Source organism: Clostridium sp. HMP27, assembly GCF_000765165.1.
In the GTDB taxonomy this organism is placed as follows: domain Bacteria; phylum Bacillota; class Clostridia; order Clostridiales; family Clostridiaceae; genus Clostridium_AK.
Genome location: NZ_JMFY01000008.1, coordinates 21,284 through 36,931 on the forward strand (window position 1 = coordinate 21,284; position 15,648 = coordinate 36,931).

Annotated in this window: 12 protein-coding genes, 2 riboswitches and 1 other annotated feature (1 of these 15 running past the window's edge); of the genes, 5 read left to right on the top strand and 7 right to left on the bottom strand. The window is 33.1% G+C overall.

What is annotated here, in order from left to right; translation table 11 throughout:
* Positions 1-124 (bottom strand) — a binding site (T-box leader); it reaches 114 nt to the left of the window's first position.
* Between the two features lie 68 nt (positions 125-192).
* The gene (gene surE, locus DP68_RS04515; RefSeq protein ID WP_035306713.1) at positions 193-948 is read right to left on the bottom strand and encodes a 5'/3'-nucleotidase SurE; all 756 of its coding nucleotides are present in this window, start codon (positions 946-948) and stop codon (positions 193-195) included.
* A gap of 232 nt (positions 949-1,180) precedes the next feature.
* Here surE and DP68_RS04520 point away from each other — a divergent pair, with 232 nt between their 5' ends.
* Complete coding sequence (locus DP68_RS04520; RefSeq protein WP_035306716.1) at positions 1,181-2,593, top strand: alanine/glycine:cation symporter family protein; 1,413 nt, start codon at positions 1,181-1,183, stop codon at positions 2,591-2,593.
* A 63-nt stretch (positions 2,594-2,656) separates the two neighbouring features.
* Here DP68_RS04520 and DP68_RS04525 read toward each other — a convergent pair whose 3' ends face one another.
* From DP68_RS04525 to DP68_RS04535, 3 genes are all read right to left on the bottom strand, one after another.
* Positions 2,657-3,202: a permease gene (locus DP68_RS04525; protein WP_035306720.1), complete on the bottom strand. Its 546-nt coding sequence runs from the start codon at positions 3,200-3,202 to the stop codon at positions 2,657-2,659.
* A complete protein-coding gene (locus DP68_RS04530) occupies positions 3,199-3,678 on the bottom strand; it encodes a permease (protein WP_035306723.1) in 480 nt (159 codons plus the stop codon). Before DP68_RS04530 ends, DP68_RS04525 begins: the two co-directional genes overlap by 4 nt.
* Positions 3,679-3,775: 97 nt before the next feature.
* The gene (locus DP68_RS04535) at positions 3,776-5,080 is read right to left on the bottom strand and encodes an ectonucleotide pyrophosphatase/phosphodiesterase (RefSeq protein ID WP_035306727.1); all 1,305 of its coding nucleotides are present in this window, start codon (positions 5,078-5,080) and stop codon (positions 3,776-3,778) included.
* A gap of 163 nt (positions 5,081-5,243) precedes the next feature.
* Here DP68_RS04535 and DP68_RS04540 point away from each other — a divergent pair, with 163 nt between their 5' ends.
* Positions 5,244-8,834, top strand: a complete 3,591-nt coding sequence (locus DP68_RS04540) for a S8 family peptidase (RefSeq protein WP_291547276.1) — start codon at positions 5,244-5,246, stop codon at positions 8,832-8,834.
* A gap of 26 nt (positions 8,835-8,860) precedes the next feature.
* On the opposite strand, the gene DP68_RS04545 is transcribed toward DP68_RS04540, so the two are convergent.
* The 3 genes from DP68_RS04545 to DP68_RS04555 form a co-directional block, all read right to left on the bottom strand.
* Entirely contained in the window at positions 8,861-9,541 is a 681-nt protein-coding gene (locus DP68_RS04545; RefSeq protein WP_035306730.1) for a PHP domain-containing protein, read from the bottom strand.
* A 121-nt stretch (positions 9,542-9,662) separates the two neighbouring features.
* Positions 9,663-10,886 carry an arginine deiminase gene (gene arcA, locus DP68_RS04550; protein WP_035306733.1) on the bottom strand — a complete coding sequence of 408 codons (1,224 nt, stop codon included), beginning with the start codon at positions 10,884-10,886 and terminating at the stop codon, positions 9,663-9,665.
* Between the two features lie 95 nt (positions 10,887-10,981).
* Positions 10,982-12,181, bottom strand: a complete 1,200-nt coding sequence (locus DP68_RS04555; RefSeq protein WP_035306735.1) for a M20 family metallopeptidase — start codon at positions 12,179-12,181, stop codon at positions 10,982-10,984.
* A 153-nt stretch (positions 12,182-12,334) separates the two neighbouring features.
* Positions 12,335-12,445: riboswitch (SAM riboswitch) on the bottom strand.
* A 324-nt stretch (positions 12,446-12,769) separates the two neighbouring features.
* Positions 12,770-12,880: riboswitch (SAM riboswitch) on the top strand.
* Positions 12,881-12,987: 107 nt separating this feature from the next.
* Here DP68_RS04555 and DP68_RS04560 point away from each other — a divergent pair.
* The 3 genes from DP68_RS04560 to DP68_RS04570 are packed head-to-tail and all read left to right on the top strand — an operon-like array spanning position 12,988 to position 15,569.
* On the top strand, positions 12,988-14,067 hold the full coding sequence (locus DP68_RS04560; protein ID WP_035306738.1) for a methionine ABC transporter ATP-binding protein: 1,080 nt from the start codon (positions 12,988-12,990) through the stop codon (positions 14,065-14,067).
* A complete protein-coding gene (locus DP68_RS04565; protein WP_035306741.1) occupies positions 14,015-14,695 on the top strand; it encodes a methionine ABC transporter permease in 681 nt (226 codons plus the stop codon). The genes DP68_RS04560 and DP68_RS04565 overlap by 53 nt, the downstream gene beginning before the upstream one ends.
* 40 nt (positions 14,696-14,735) lie before the next feature.
* The gene (locus tag DP68_RS04570) at positions 14,736-15,569 is read left to right on the top strand and encodes a MetQ/NlpA family ABC transporter substrate-binding protein (protein ID WP_035306745.1); all 834 of its coding nucleotides are present in this window, start codon (positions 14,736-14,738) and stop codon (positions 15,567-15,569) included.
* Positions 15,570-15,648: the final 79 nt, after the last annotated feature.

Here is a 15,648-nt window from a genome sequence, read left to right on the forward strand (position 1 = left end):
TTTACGTAAAATTTCGGTTAGAAACTCAAGGATGTTCTTCTGTAAAGGCTTCACACTGATCTTGCACCATCATCAGCTCGCTTTGGCTATATCCTATACATACTCTTCCTATCATAGTTTTTACATATTATTATATCTAATAATTATAATAATTCAAATATTTTCTGTCAAGGTAAAGTTTAATAAGATTATTTATTTAAACCAATTATCAACTTCATGCAATATTTTAAAGTTAGTTAAATCATAATGAAGAGGAGTAATAGTTACATAGCCATTATTAAAGTAAAACTTATCAGTTCCGTCGCCTATATTATTATTTAAAGTACCTCTTAACAGTACTGAAATTTCGTTGTTTTCAGTAGTTGATTCTAAATAATAATTATCATAAGTTCTACCACCGATAGGGCAAACCTGTATTCCCTTAATATCCTTCTCTTCAACACAAGGTACATTTACATTTAAAACTAAATCTTTATAAATTCCATTTTTCATTGCCGTATCTAAAATTTTAGGTGCAAATTTTGCAGCTATATCATAGCAAAGTTTATCCTTGCGTACCTCTGAAGAAATAGCTATTGATGGAATTTTATAAATAGCAGCTTCTATTGCAGCAGATACAGTCCCAGAATAAAGCACATCAGTTCCTAGATTAGTTCCCAAGTTTATTCCTGATATAACCATATCGAAGCTATCACTTGTAAGCTTATCTATTGCAACTCTTACACAATCTGCAGGAGTGCCACTTATACTATAAGCTTTTGATGATACGCCTTGTAAATTTATTGGTCGTATTATAATAGGGTTTTCAATTGTTATTGAATGACCAGTTGCGCTCTTTTGAGCATCTGGTGCAGCTATTACAAGCTCATGGTCCTTTTCTAATTCTTTTGCTAAGGCAAGTAATGCCGGAGATTGTATGCCATCGTCGTTAGTAAGTAATAATTTCATAGTTACCTCCTAAAAATATATTAAATAAAGTATTAATATAACTAATTATGCTAATTACTATTTATTATATATTAATATTATATATTTATATACAAATTATTATCTTCAAAGCTTTTATGAAATATCTGAATTATTATATTCAGAAAAAGTATTTATAGAAATAAAAAAGGTTAAATTTTCATAAGTTATTTGATATAATTTTAGATGCATTAAATAAATAGGAGGGAACAATATGGCAGAGTTTTTTACGAATACCATTGGGCAGGTAAATAATATACTATGGTCTTATGTATTAATTGCGGTTTTGGTAGGAGTGGGTTTATATTTTGGGTTTTTAACAAAATTTGTTCAAATAAGATATTTTAAAACCATGTTTAAGCTTTTAGGAGAAGGTGCAGGAAAGGCTATAACAGAAAAAAATAAAAGTCATGTTTCATCATTTCAAGCATTTTGTATAAGTACAGCTTCAAGAGTTGGAACAGGGAACATGGCAGGAGTAGCAATTGCTATTGCAGCTGGAGGGCCTGGAGCAGTATTTTGGATGTGGGTTATAGCAATCATAGGAGGAGCCTCTAGCTTTATAGAAAGTACGCTAGCACAAATTTATAAGGTTAAAGATGAAAATGGAGGGTACAGAGGTGGCCCTGCATATTATATGGAACAGGGTTTAAATAAGAGATGGCTTGGTATAATATTTTCCATTCTTATAACGATAAGCTTTGGATTAGTTTTTAATTCAGTGCAAGCTAATACTATATCTGTGGCTTTTGAAGAAGCTTTTGGTGTAAATAAGCTTATAGTAGGTGTAGGATTAATAGTCCTAACATCTATTATCATATTTGGAGGAGTAAAGAGAATAGCTCAAGCTGCAGAGGCTATAGTGCCTGTAATGGCAGTAGCATATGTATTGACAGCATTATTTGTAGTTATAAGAAACATAACCTTAGTACCACATATGTTTAATCTTGTAGTTACAAATGCCTTTGGATTACAGCCTTTTGTAGGAGGTGCAATAGGTACAACTATTATGATGGGAATAAAAAGAGGTTTGTTTTCAAATGAAGCAGGTATGGGAAGCGCTCCTAATGCAGCTGCAACTGCAGAGGTTACTCATCCTGTAAAGCAGGGATTTATACAAACACTTGGCGTGTATACAGATACCATTTTAATATGCAGTTGTACAGCATTTATAATACTTCTTTCAGGTGTTTATACTGAAGCTAATTTAACAGGGATACAACTTACTCAGAAGGCCTTGAGTTCACAGGTAGGAAGTTGGGGAAATACATTTATAGCAATATGTATATTTTTGTTTGCCTATAGTTCAATAATTGGAAATTACTATTATGGAGAAACAAATATTGAATTTATTAAGGGAAATAAGGTATGGGTTTTTGTATATAGAATAGCGGTACTTGGTATGGTTATATTTGGAACTGTAGCTAAAGTACAAATAGTTTGGGATATGGCTGATTTATTTATGGCATTTATGGCACTTATAAATTTAGGTGCTATCTTCATGCTTGGTAAGGTAGCCTTAGCTGCATTAAGGGACTACGAAGTTCAATTTAAACAGGGAAAGGATCCTCATTTCAATAAAGATAGCATTCCTAATTTAGAAAATGTTGAATGTTGGGATAAATAAAATATATAAGAATTTATAAATTTAAAAGGCATGCAGTGTATTACATACTACTACATGCCTCTTTTATTTATCAGTTTTTCCAGCATTTAAATAAAGACTTTCAAGTTCATCATGGGATAAGAGTCCTTCTATTATAAAGCCCATGAGGATTATACCAGGAAGGTTTACAAGGAGCCTTGCAAAGGTAAACTTATAACCTAAAGCTGTAAGTTCAAATAAAAATGTTGATATCTTTGTGACACACCAAGCATTCATAAATATTAGTATATTGCTGAATCGTACACCTTTCTTTAATAATACCGTTGTAAAAGGAAAGGCTGCATACATAGGTCCAGCAGCAAGGGAACCTATAAGTATAGAAAGTAATATTCCTAAAAGCCCTGAATTCTTTCCCATATATCTCATCATTGTTTCTCTAGAAACCCATGAATCCATTAATCCTAGCATTATCATTATCGGGGGTAATACTGAAAGCATTTGTTTAAAACTTGATAGCGTTATAGTAAAAGACTTTAACCCAATATTTTTATTAAATAAGGTTAACAGAATAGTAATAAGAATAGAAAATAAAAAGAAACTGTATCTTTTTAATATTTTAGCAAACTTCATTTAAAAACCCACCCTATGATAAGTGCTACAATAAAAGAAAACAAAAAAGCCACAAAGTTTCTTAAAAAAGCAGCTTTTTTGCCAATGTATTTAGATTCTAGAGGCAGAGTAATCACTCCTACCAGCGTTAATGTAGATACAAGTGCTCCAACTTGTGCATAGCCGGCACCATTTTTAAGGAGCATGTCAGCAGTAGGAAACGCAACAAAGGTTGGCATCATTGTTATGGATCCAATTATTGAAGATAAAAATACTCCTAAAACCCCAGAATTCTTACCAATAAAAGTGGATATGACTTCAGGCTTAAGTAGTGCAAGCATTATTCCAACTATAAATATTATCCCTAAAAATTGAGGCATTATATTTTCAAAGGATTTTAGGGATTTAATAAGTGCCTCCTTAGTTTTATTTTTATCTCTAAAGTAAGATAGCATAAGTAGGATTCCAGCACTTATATAAAGTATTAAAGATGACATTTAGACCTCCAATATAATAAGCACTAATATACTATTAGTCTATTATAAAAATGCAAATGGGTGATAGGAGTAATCAAACTTTATAAGGTATGTTGATTTAAATAAACAAATCATTAATTAACTTTCCATCAGTATTCTCCATGGAAATACCAAGTATTTTAGCAAGGGTAGGACCCTCATCAATAATATTAGCTTCTTTAATTATTCCGCCTTTTTTTATATTTTTACCTATAGCTGCAAACATTGTACTGTAATTAGGTTTTAAAGGAGAGTAGCCATGAGTAGCCTTTGTATAGTGTTTTTTAATGCCTATAAGTGATTCATCTACTTTCTCCAAAATACTTCCAGTATACTTTTCTAAAAAGTAATATCCCTTCTTAGCTTCAAGCATAAACGAACATTTATCATTAGCCCCTAAGCCTATTGCTTGGTCCCTATTAAGTAAAGATTCTATTCCACTATTCTCTCTTTTTATGAAATCTATAAGTATATCTTCAACCCTTTTAATTAAATGACTACTATGAGGGTCTTTTAAATAAACATAGCCACTTCCATCACAGCTGCTAAAGTAAGCTTCCCAGTCCTTTAATTCTCCATTTGAATCTAAGGTAATTAGGCCATTTTCTTTAAAGAGCACATTTATATTTATTGTGGTATGTTCATCTAATGCACTATGATCACCTAGTATGACAAATGTAGTGTCTTCATATATACCAACATCTTTAGTAGCCTTTAATATTTCACCTAATCTAAAGTCATGACGGTGAATAGCATCTACAGCTTCTTTTGAGTTATATCCATATAAATGCCTATTTGTATCTACATCTGTAAAGTGAACTAAAAGTAAGTTAGGCATTTTACTCTTAATAGTGTACAATGCAGACTGCAGTATGAAGTTATCTAAGAAGGGCTGAGATATACCTTTTCTTAGCTTACCAAACTTACTATTTAATTTAAGTATATAGCAGAAAGAGCCACTTAAAAGGGAAACTAAGGCTTGATTCTCATACCATTTATTTGGCCATATTTCAGGGAGATTATAATCTATATTAGCACCAGCGGTTACAGGCCAAAGAAGCGCTGCAGTCTTTAATCCTTTTTCTTTAGCTAGATCATATAATGTAGGGCGCTTTATATATTTCCTATGCCAATACCAATCAGGACTCTGTTTTCCAGGTTGAAACAATGTATTATTTACTATACCGTGATTTTTAGGCAGCATACCTGTAATGATAGATGTATGTGCAGGATAAGTTAAGGTTGGATATATAGAGGTTACTTTTTCTATATGGGAACCATTATCTAAAATAAACTTAAAGTTTGGAAGAGTTTTCATATAGTCATAATCTTCTGAAGACATAGCATCAAAGGATAACACTATTAAATACTTAGAAGTTGTCATTTTTTCACCCCTTCAGGTTAGATATATTATATATATTATGCATGAATAAAACTAATTGATAAGGAATATTAAATATTCACCTATATTGTAACATGTACAGTTTATTAATCATAAAATAATTTGATAAATAATTTTTGGGGGAATATTTATAAAAACCAATGGATTGTTAAATCTTTTAATAAATGTACCACAAAGTGTATTGGCAAAGTTAGCGGAGTTATCAAAGAATGAACAATTTTTAACTGGAAAAGTGGAATTAACAGTAATATATAATGTTCGGCCTGAGGAAATATCTAGCCAAGTTGCAGCTATAGGAGGAACATTTGAAGATTTAGGCTATAATTTTGGAATTGTAGTTTTAAATGTAGGTGACATAGAAAGGATTTCTGAAATAAGGGGGATACAATATTTAGAACTTCCAAGGACAGTATACACATCAGATTTGAATAGTAATAGAGCTTCTTGTGTTCCACCAGTATGGAGCAGCGGATTGACAGGGAAGGGGACACTAGTGGGATTTATAGATTCTGGAATAGACTATACAAGTTCTGCATTTATAAACGAGGATGGTACTACAAGAATTGATTATATATATGATTTATCTCAAGGGGGAATGGTATATAACAGAGCGGATATAAATAGAGCACTTCAATCTGGAAACCCATTTAGTATAGTTCAGCAAAGAGATACCCTTGGACATGGAACTCATGTTGCAGGTATAGCATGTGCTGGCGGAAAGATTTCCAGGGAAAATTATGGGGTAGCTTTTGAAAGTTCTATAGCTATGGTTAAGATAACTGCAGGAGGACAAATAAATTATACTAAGGATACTTTAATTATGAGAGGAATAAAGTTTCTTTTAGAAAAAGCTGTAGAACTTAATAAGCCGTTGATAATAAATTTAAGTTTTAGTACTAATGATGGATCACATACAGGAAGTACTTTATTTGAACAATATATTGATACTGTCTGCAGGTTAAATCCAATTAGTTTTGTAGTTGCAGCTGGAAACGAAGGAGATAAGGCACATCATGCAGGCGGTGAATTAAGACAAAACCAAACAATACCTTTGAACATAGCACCAGATGAGAGAGGAATATTATTTCAAATATATAAGCCTGTACTAAATGATATTACTATACAAATAGTAAATCCTAGTGGAATACGTTCAGAGCAAATTAGAATAACTGAAGGATACAAAGAAGGTACAATAGGACAAGATAGATATTATGTTTATTATACAGGCCCTAAACCTTATAACATGAATGGAGAAATTATAATAAGTTTAATACCTACAGGAGATTTTTTGACGTCGGGAATTTGGAATCTAAATATTACATCACAGGGAGAATATCAAGGAAGATACAATATATGGCTTCCTATAACAGAAGGCTTAAATCCCAATACCAAATTTCTAGAGCCTGAAGTGTATTTTACCATAGGTATACCAGCTACAGTAGAAAGTGTATTTTCTGTAGGAAGTTATAATGGAATTACAAATACTATTTCAAGTTTTTCAGGAAGAGGAGAACTTGGAGGAAATATAATAAAACCAGATTTAGTGGCTCCGGGAGAAGATATTCAATCTGTAATACCAGGTGGCAGGCTAGATACTAAAAGTGGAACCTCTATGGCAGCTCCTCATGTAAGCGGAATATGTTCACTTTTTATGCAATGGGGTATGGTAGATGGGAATGACCCCTTTTTATATGGAGAAAGACTTAAATATTATCTTGCACGAGGTGCCAACAAGGATAGACCTCAGGTTATTTATCCTAATCCTACTTGGGGGTATGGTCAGGTGTGTGCACAAGCATCCTTTGATTTATTAAGACTTTTTAGGGGTGATCTATTGAATATAAATGATAACTATTATGATAAACTAATTCGTGAGCAGCAAGAAGTTCAACCAGCGCCAGAAGGTCAAACATCTCCTGAAGCTGGGGGAGTTAATCCAGAGCCAATTCTTTTAAATTATCTTGTAGAATATGATGGGGATATAGTTGCAAGACTTCAGCAAGTACCTTATGCAAGTGCAGCGATTTTGGATGAAAATTACGCCATAATATCGGTGGAGCGAGGTAGGGAAACAGAAATTTTAAGAATACCAGAGGTGGTTTATGTAGATAGGTCATCATTATATACATTGATGCAAACACAACCTCAAGAATCTGCAAATATATATCAATTTCATGTAAATCCATATCTCAATTTATTAGGTACAGGAGTATATGTAGGAATAATAGATACGGGGATAGATTATTTAAATAAAGAGTTTATGTACGAAGATGATACAACAAAAATACTAAGTATTTGGGATCAAAGTGATAATGAAGGAACTCATCCAAAGGGACTTAATTACGGAACTGAATATAATAGAGCACAAATAAATGAAGCAATAACTATTTCAAAGAATCAAGGAGATCCTTATAGAGTTGTAAGACAAAGGGATACTATAGGCCATGGAACACAAATGGCAGGAATTATAGGAGCAAGAGGATATAATAAGGAAATCATAGGTGCCGCGCCTGATGTGCAATTTATAGTTGTAAAGCTTAGACAGGCCAGTGCTGATGCTATAGATGAAGGAATAGCAAGTATTTCAACTCCAGTACCTGTGTATGAGGGAACTGATATTATAACAGCTATAAGATATGTATCTGACGTGGCAAAATCGTTGAACAAACCTACAGTGATTTTTATACCACTTGGAACTAATTGTGGACCACATGATGGCAATACAATTATAGAAAGATATATAGATGAAGTTTCAAAGGTAAGAGGGATAGCGGTGGTAACAGGTGTTGGAAATGAGGGAGATGAAAACGGACATACTTCTGGAACTTTAGAAAAGCAGGGTGATAGGAAAGTTATTGAATTAAATATGGCTCCAGAACAAAGAAGCTTAGTTTTTCAAATATGGGTAAGAAGGCCTGATGTGTTTTCTATAGGTATAGTATCACCTTCAGGAGAAACTATAGATAGAATTCCAGCTAAGCTTCAAGAAGTAGAACAAATAAACCTAGTATTTGAAAGAAGCAGAGTATTTGTAGAATATTCACTTCCTGAAGAGTTAACAGGAGATGAATTAATATTAATACGAATTGAAAATGCTAGACCTGGAGTATGGCAGTTTGTACTATATGGGGATCTTGTTTTAGATGGAAGATATGATGCATGGCTTCCTCAAAAGCCATTGGTTAGGGAAGGAACGAGATTTTTAAACCCTACACCCTTTGTTACAATTCAAACACCAGCTACTGCAAGACAAGTACTAGTAGCTGCCTTTTATAATCAAAATACTAATGCAATAGTTGTGGAATCTGGTAGAGGGTATACTAGGGATGGAAGAGTAGTTCCTAATGTAGCGGCTGGAGGCATAAATGCTAAAACTACGGCAGTAGGAGGAGGAGTTACTACTATTAGTGGCAGCAGTGTAGCAGCAGCAGTTTACGCTGGAGCTTGTGCCCTATTATATCAATGGGGATTAGTAGATGGTAATGATCCAAGTCTTTTTGTAGGAAAGATGAAGACTTACTTTATAAGAGGGGCAAGAAGAAGGCAAGGGGATATCTATCCAAATCCTGAATGGGGTTATGGGCAGTTAGATTTAGAAAGGGTTTTTGAAACAATCCGTGCTGGAGGTAGGGGGCTAGATGAAACAATGCTAAGAAGTAGAAATATATCAATAAAAGAAGATTGTATAGAGTGTAATATAGGTGAAATATTTTTAAGAATACCAAAAGATATATAAAGTCGCCATTTAGGCGACTTTATAGTTTAAAGCAATATCTTTAAAAACGCATCTATTTCCCGGGAATTCAGATATATATCTCCGATTAGTCCATGTTTTAAATCAGTTTGCTTATTTGTATGAAAGTCAGAACCAGCAGTATAAAATAATCCACTTTCAATAGCTATTTTCATGAAAAATTCCATATCACTAGGTGTATGTGTAAAATGCTTTGCTTCTATACCATCAAATGGCATATTAATAATTTCTGTAAGACAGTTCTTATTTATAAGAATGGGGTGAGCTAAAACTACTGTTGCTCCAAATAGCTTTAACGCCTTAATTCCATCATCAACAGATAACCTATGGCTATTTTTATTATAACTGCTTTGTAGATTTATTAAGTGTTTTGCATCATTTCCTCTATGATTTTTTACAAGGTTTAGGAATCTCTCAAAGGTTTTATCCTTATATCTATCATCTTTAAAGTAACCTAAAATATGAACACTCTTATTTTTATAACGTGAAGATAATTCAACCCCTGGAATTACCGTAATTCCAAGTTTTATACCTGCTTCAATGGCTTCTTCAACACCTAATATAGTATTGTGGTCTGTGATAGATATTATATCCATATGTTCATTGCTTGCAAGGCTTACTATTTCACTTGGAGTAAGGTCGCCATCGGATGCTGTAGAATGTATGTGAAAATCACCCTTATAAAACATATTAAAATCCTTTAATTAATTATTATACATTTATAGTATTAAAAAGAATTAATAAAGGGTACTAGAAATCATAGATATTATAACAAAAATATAGATTATAAATATTAAGTTTAATATTTATCTATAGCTTTTCTCTAATTATAGGCATACTCATGCACCTTGGACCGCCACGTCCTCGTGATAACTCATAGGATTGGAATTCTAACACTTCAACGCCATTTTTGCGAAGTGCTTCATTTGTAACATAATTACGATCATAACAAATTACTTTCCCAGGAGAAATAGCCAAAGTGTTACTTCCGTCACTCCATTGCTCTCGGCTAGCAGCAATTGGATCTCCGTTTCCACATCTAATTAAGTTTACCGCAGGTAGACTTAAATGTTTTTTTAGTATATCGCATAAGTCATCACATTCATAAGTAATGCTTATCTCATTATTTTTGCTTCTAGTTATTCTATATACATCTAAAGGATCCTCAATTCCTGGATATATGCTAAACTTATCATAGTCTACCATTGTAAATACAGTATCTAAATGCATATATGCCCTTGCTTTTGGAATATCTAAGGCTAAAACTACTTCGAAGGGTTCATCTGAAGCTAAGAGTTTATGTGATAATCTTTCAATAGCCATTGGATCTGTTCTATCGCTAATACCTATAGCTAGTATTTTGTCAGAAAGAACTAAAATATCTCCACCCTCGATAGGATGTGTCTTATCACGGTTGTACCAACGGCTTACATCTTTAAATCTAGGGTGATAATTAAAGATATATTTAGCAAATAAAGTTTCTCTATTCCTTGTGGTATTTGCCATCACATTTAAAGAAATCCCTCTTCCAATTGAGGCAAATGGATCCCTTTGAAAATAAAGATTTGGAATAGGATCCAAATAAAATGGGTAAGGATTTTTAACCATATCGCCTAGTGATTTAGGCTTAATATGCCTAAGTTCCTCTTTACGTACTCCAGATATACATTTTCTTATAAGTTCATGAGGGGAATATGGGTTAAATAATTCCATAATGGCTTCTTGCAAGCCCCATGTAACTACACCGCCTTCCTCCATAAACTCTGTCAAAAACTCTTGCCTGATTTGTGGATATTGTAAGATTTCTGCCATCAAATCTGTTAAGTATAGGACCTCCACACCTTCTTTTTTTAAAATATTGGCAAATTCAGTGTGCTCTTTGCGAGCTTGTTTTAAATAAGCAATTTCATCAAATAAAAGTCTTCTTAAATAATCTGGCACTATATTTTCAATTTCTTCCCCAGGGCAGTGAAGTAGTACACATTTTAGTTTTCCTATTTCGTTGTAAACAGAAATACTTGGGTTAGAATACATAGGCTTCATCCTTTCTATTATCTATTCTAACCATTAGTTTATCAATTCAATAAAATATTATGCTAATTTATATTTACATAGAAATGGATTAAAGATTAATTGGATTTAATTCTATTAAATTCAGATGTTATTTTTTGTAATTTATCTTTATTTGTAATCAAAGTGAGTCCAGTAATTGCTAGAGCTTTTGCACCGATAATTAATGCCTCATCGGCTTCCTTAGAAACAGATGCTTCACAAAATTCAGGGGTATGTCCTACTAAGGTATTACCACCAATTTTTATATGAGGATGTATAGTAGGAACAACCTGACTTATATTTCCTGCATCTGTTGACCCTAATCCCTCTTTTGCCTTGGTGCTTATTTCTAAACCAAGCAAGTTAGAACTTTCAATAAATAGTTCATCAAAACTTTTATTGATAAGAAAGTTGTCAACTTTATTTTGAAAGGCTATTATATTTAGTTTCGCACCAGTGGCAAGAGCAGCACCTTGCGCAATGTTTTTAATTTTAGAGGTAACTTCATCACAAATTTTTCTAGTAGCTGCACGAATAAAAAATCTTGCTTTTGCATAATCAGGCACTATATTTGGGGCATCACCACCATGAGTAATAATTCCATGTATGCGTACATCCGTAGGCACATGTTGCCTTAAGGCATTTATACCGTTAAAAAGCTGAATAACCGAATCTAGGGCATTAATACCCTTTTCAGGTGAACCTGAGGCATGGGCTGATTTGCCTATGTATTCGAAATCAAGTGGGTCCACAGCTAGAGAATTTCCAGTTACCCCTGTTGTATTTGCTGGATGAATTATCATACAAGCATCTATACCCTGAAGCAAATTATGATTAACAAAACTTGCTTTGGCACTTCCATTTGGTCCACCTTCTTCTGCAGGAGTACCTAGGACTACGACTTCTCCACCTATTTCATCTAAAAGGCATGAAAGGGAAATAGCGGCTGCCGTACTAATTGTTCCAATCATATTATGCCCACAGGCGTGTCCTAGTCCTGGCAAGGCATCATATTCTGCTAAAAATCCTATAGTAGGACCTCCAAGCTTTGTTGATTTTTTTCTTGCTATAAAGGAAGTATCATGACCTGCTACAGCTCTTTCTACAGAAAAACCTGAATCAGCCAAGGTATCTGCAAGAAGTCTAGATGCAAAAAACTCTTGATTACCTATCTCCGGATTATCATGAATTTGATGACTTATTTTTATATATTTATCTCTTTCATTGTCCAATTTATCAATAATGCTTTTTTGATAGTTATTTAATATTTTACTCATTGTAATAGTTCCCCCTTTTTATAAGCATATAAAGATACTAGTCTTTATAAACTTGCGATAATAAAATTAGATAAAATAAAAATCTTCTTCCTAGATGGAAGAAGATTTTAAAACATAAACTCTTATAAGAGCAATATTTAAATTTAACACCTTCCCTCATCTACCAGAACAAACTTCTGTTGGATTTAGCACCATACAGGCTAATGATACCTGCTGGTTGCTGAGACGTCATAGGGCCAATCCCTCGGTCTCTCTTGATAAGGATACTTATTAACTTTTAACTTTATCATGACAAAGATTAATTGAGTAAGATTATATATGCATAAGTAAGAATTGTCAACAAATTTATAATGTTTGTTGGATTGACGGTAATGTATGATTATTACATGATTAAATAAAAAATTTTGTGAATTATGTTTAATTTAATAATTTATTTTTCAATACTTTCCCCAAATATATTAAAGTATATTTATTATATGAATAGCAAAAAAAGTTTATTTTTCTATAAAAAATTTTATTGACATTTAAAAAAGATGAGAATATAATAAGTCTCAAGCAGAAAATGCTAACTTAAAAATCGAATATAGATCCTTATCTAGAGAAGCAGAGGGACTGGCCCGATGAAGCTTCAGCAACCAGCAATGCTTATTTGCAAAGCAAGGTGCTAAATCCTGCAGACATTAGTCTGAAAGATGAGGGAAGGTAATAGTTTAAAAGCGGTCCTTCCATGGGGCTTTTTTTATTGAAGTTATCCTCTTTCTCATCTGGGAAAGAGGATTTTTTATTTTATTTGGGGAGGGAAATGAATGATTTATTTAAAGGATGTTAAAAAAGTCTATGAAACTAAAGAGCATAAGATAGAGGCTGTGAAGGGAGTGAACTTACATGTAGAAGCTGGCAAGATAATGGGAATTATCGGATATAGTGGAGCAGGGAAAAGTACTTTAATTAGATGTATTAATTTACTTGAATCTCCTACTTGCGGCGAGGTAATTGTAAATGGGAAAAACCTCACAAAGTTATCACCGAAGGAGCTTAGAAAAACTAGGGAAAAGATAGGTATGATTTTTCAGCACTTTAATCTTATGAGGAGTAGAAATGTATTTGAAAATGTAGCCTATCCTCTTAAAGGAAAAGGTCTTACTAAAGAACAAATAAAGCAAAAGGTAGAAAGCCTTTTGGAATTAGTGGGATTAAGCGATAAAATAAAGGTTTATCCTGGAGAGCTAAGTGGAGGACAAAAGCAAAGAGTTGCCATTGCTAGAGCACTAGCAAATGACCCACAGGTGCTTTTATGTGATGAAGCTACTTCAGCATTAGATCCTCAGACAACTGGATCCATTCTAAAGCTTTTAAAACAAATAAATGAAGAATTACGACTTACAATAGTTATCATTACTCATCAAATGGAAGTTGTTAAAGAAATATGCCATAAGGTAGCAGTAATGGAGGGGGGAGAAGTTATTGAAGAAGGAGATGTTCTTCAGATATTTATAAATCCTAAGGCACAAATGACTAAGGATTTTGTATCTACAGTATTTCATTATGATAAGATTTATGAGGTTTTAGATAAGGAGTCCTTTATAGGAGAGCTTACTGAAGAGGAAGTGATTGCAAAGATATCATTTGTAGGTCAGAAATCAGGCCAGGCCTTTATTTCAAAGGTTTCTAGAAAGTTTAAGGTTGATGCAAGCATTTTATTTGGTAATATTGAAATAATTCAAGAAGTACCTATAGGAAATTTAATTGTCAAATTTAATGGTTCTAAAGAAGGAATAATTCAATCAATGAGTTATTTAAAACAAAATGATATTTATGTGGAGGTGATTAAAAATGCTGGAACTTCTGAATACCTTTATGCCGAATGTAGTAGAACTCTTTCCTGATATGATGAAGGCATTAGGCGAAACCATACTTATGGTAGTTATAGCAGGAAGTATTTCAACCGCTATAGGAATAATAATAGGAATAATTATTGTGGTAACAAGGCCGGGAAATATACTTGAGAATAACGGAATTTATAGTACTGTTGGGAAAATAATAAATATATTTCGTTCAATTCCTTTCGTAATACTTTTAGCAGCAGTTGTACCTTTTACAAGACTCATAGTTGGAACAACAATTGGATTAAAGGGCGCCATAGTTCCATTGGTACTTGGGTCTGTTCCATTTGTGGCAAGGCAAATTGAGTCAGCTCTTTTAGATATTGATAAGGGAGTAATAGAGGCAGCACAGGCCATGGGTTCAAGTCCTTTTGAGATAATCTACAGGATTTTATTAAAGGAAGGGCTCCCAGGTATCGTTTATGCTCTAACAATTACAACAGTTAGCTTAATAGGGTTTTCAGCTGTTGCAGGAACTGTAGGAGGGGGCGGACTTGGAGATTTTGCTATAAGATATGGCTATCAGTATTTTAAAACTGACATAATGGTAGCTACTATAATAATTCTTCTAATCCTAGTTAATGGGATACAAAGCTTTGGTGACTTTTTACTAAAGAAATTAAGCCATTAACAAAATAAAATATTTAACATAATTTAAGGGGGCTTTAATAATGAAAATAAAAAGATTAGCAGCGTTAGTATTAGGGGTAGTAATAACTGCTACAGCATTTGTCGGATGTGGACAGTCAAAAGGAACATCTGCTGATGCAAGTAAGAAACAAGTTATAAAACTAGGAGTTACAGGGGATGACCATAAAGTTTGGGATAATGTGAAAGATAGATTAGCAAAGGAGAATATTGAGTTAAAGATTGTAAGCTTTAGCGATTATGTAAGGCCGAACATGGCATTAAATGATGGAGAAATAGATGCAAATGCATTTCAAACTGTGGCATATTTTGAACAATTTAAAAAAGACCGCAACCTAGACCTTGTATCTATCGCAAATACTGTTTTAGCACCTATGGCAATATATTCAAGTAATTTAAAGGATTTAAAAGAGCTAAAAGATGGAGATAAAATTGCTATACCTAATGATGCAACCAATGGCGGAAGGGCACTTTTACTTCTTCAAGAAGCAGGTTTAATTAAATTGAAGGAAGGCTCAGGCATAACACCAACTGTTAAAGATATAGTAGAAAACCCTAAAAATTTTGAAGTAATACCACTTGTAGCAACACAAATTCCAAGATCAATAAAAGACGTAGCAGTTGCGGCTATTAATAACGGTGTTGCGGTGGAAGCAGGGTATTCTCCGCTAGAAGATTCCATATACATTGAGGATACTAAGAAGGATAGTGTTAAAAACTACTTTAATATTATAGCTGCAAGAGCTAAGGATAAAGACAATGCAGCGCTTAAAAGATTAGTAGAAATTTACCAAACTGATGAAACTAAAAAGCTTATAAAAGAAACAACTAAGGGATCATCTATTCCTGCATTTTAAGCTTTAGCTAAAAAAGATTATGGAAATTATTTGTTCAATAATATCCATAATCTTTTTTATACATTAATAATATCTTATG

Excerpts from the sequence above, each read along its gene's own strand:
- surE (WP_035306713.1), bottom strand. The coding sequence starts at position 948 with ATGAAATTATTACTTACTAACGACGATGGCATACAATCTCCGGCATTA.
- DP68_RS04520 (WP_035306716.1), top strand. The coding sequence starts at position 1,181 with ATGGCAGAGTTTTTTACGAATACCATTGGGCAGGTAAATAATATACTA.
- DP68_RS04525 (WP_035306720.1), bottom strand. The coding sequence starts at position 3,202 with ATGAAGTTTGCTAAAATATTAAAAAGATACAGTTTCTTTTTATTTTCT.
- DP68_RS04530 (WP_035306723.1), bottom strand. The coding sequence starts at position 3,678 with ATGTCATCTTTAATACTTTATATAAGTGCTGGAATCCTACTTATGCTA.
- DP68_RS04535 (WP_035306727.1), bottom strand. The coding sequence starts at position 5,080 with ATGACAACTTCTAAGTATTTAATAGTGTTATCCTTTGATGCTATGTCT.
- DP68_RS04545 (WP_035306730.1), bottom strand. The coding sequence starts at position 9,541 with ATGTTTTATAAGGGTGATTTTCACATACATTCTACAGCATCCGATGGC.
- arcA (WP_035306733.1), bottom strand. The coding sequence starts at position 10,886 with ATGTATTCTAACCCAAGTATTTCTGTTTACAACGAAATAGGAAAACTA.
- DP68_RS04555 (WP_035306735.1), bottom strand. The coding sequence starts at position 12,181 with ATGAGTAAAATATTAAATAACTATCAAAAAAGCATTATTGATAAATTG.
- DP68_RS04560 (WP_035306738.1), top strand. The coding sequence starts at position 12,988 with ATGATTTATTTAAAGGATGTTAAAAAAGTCTATGAAACTAAAGAGCAT.
- DP68_RS04565 (WP_035306741.1), top strand. The coding sequence starts at position 14,015 with ATGCTGGAACTTCTGAATACCTTTATGCCGAATGTAGTAGAACTCTTT.
- DP68_RS04570 (WP_035306745.1), top strand. The coding sequence starts at position 14,736 with ATGAAAATAAAAAGATTAGCAGCGTTAGTATTAGGGGTAGTAATAACT.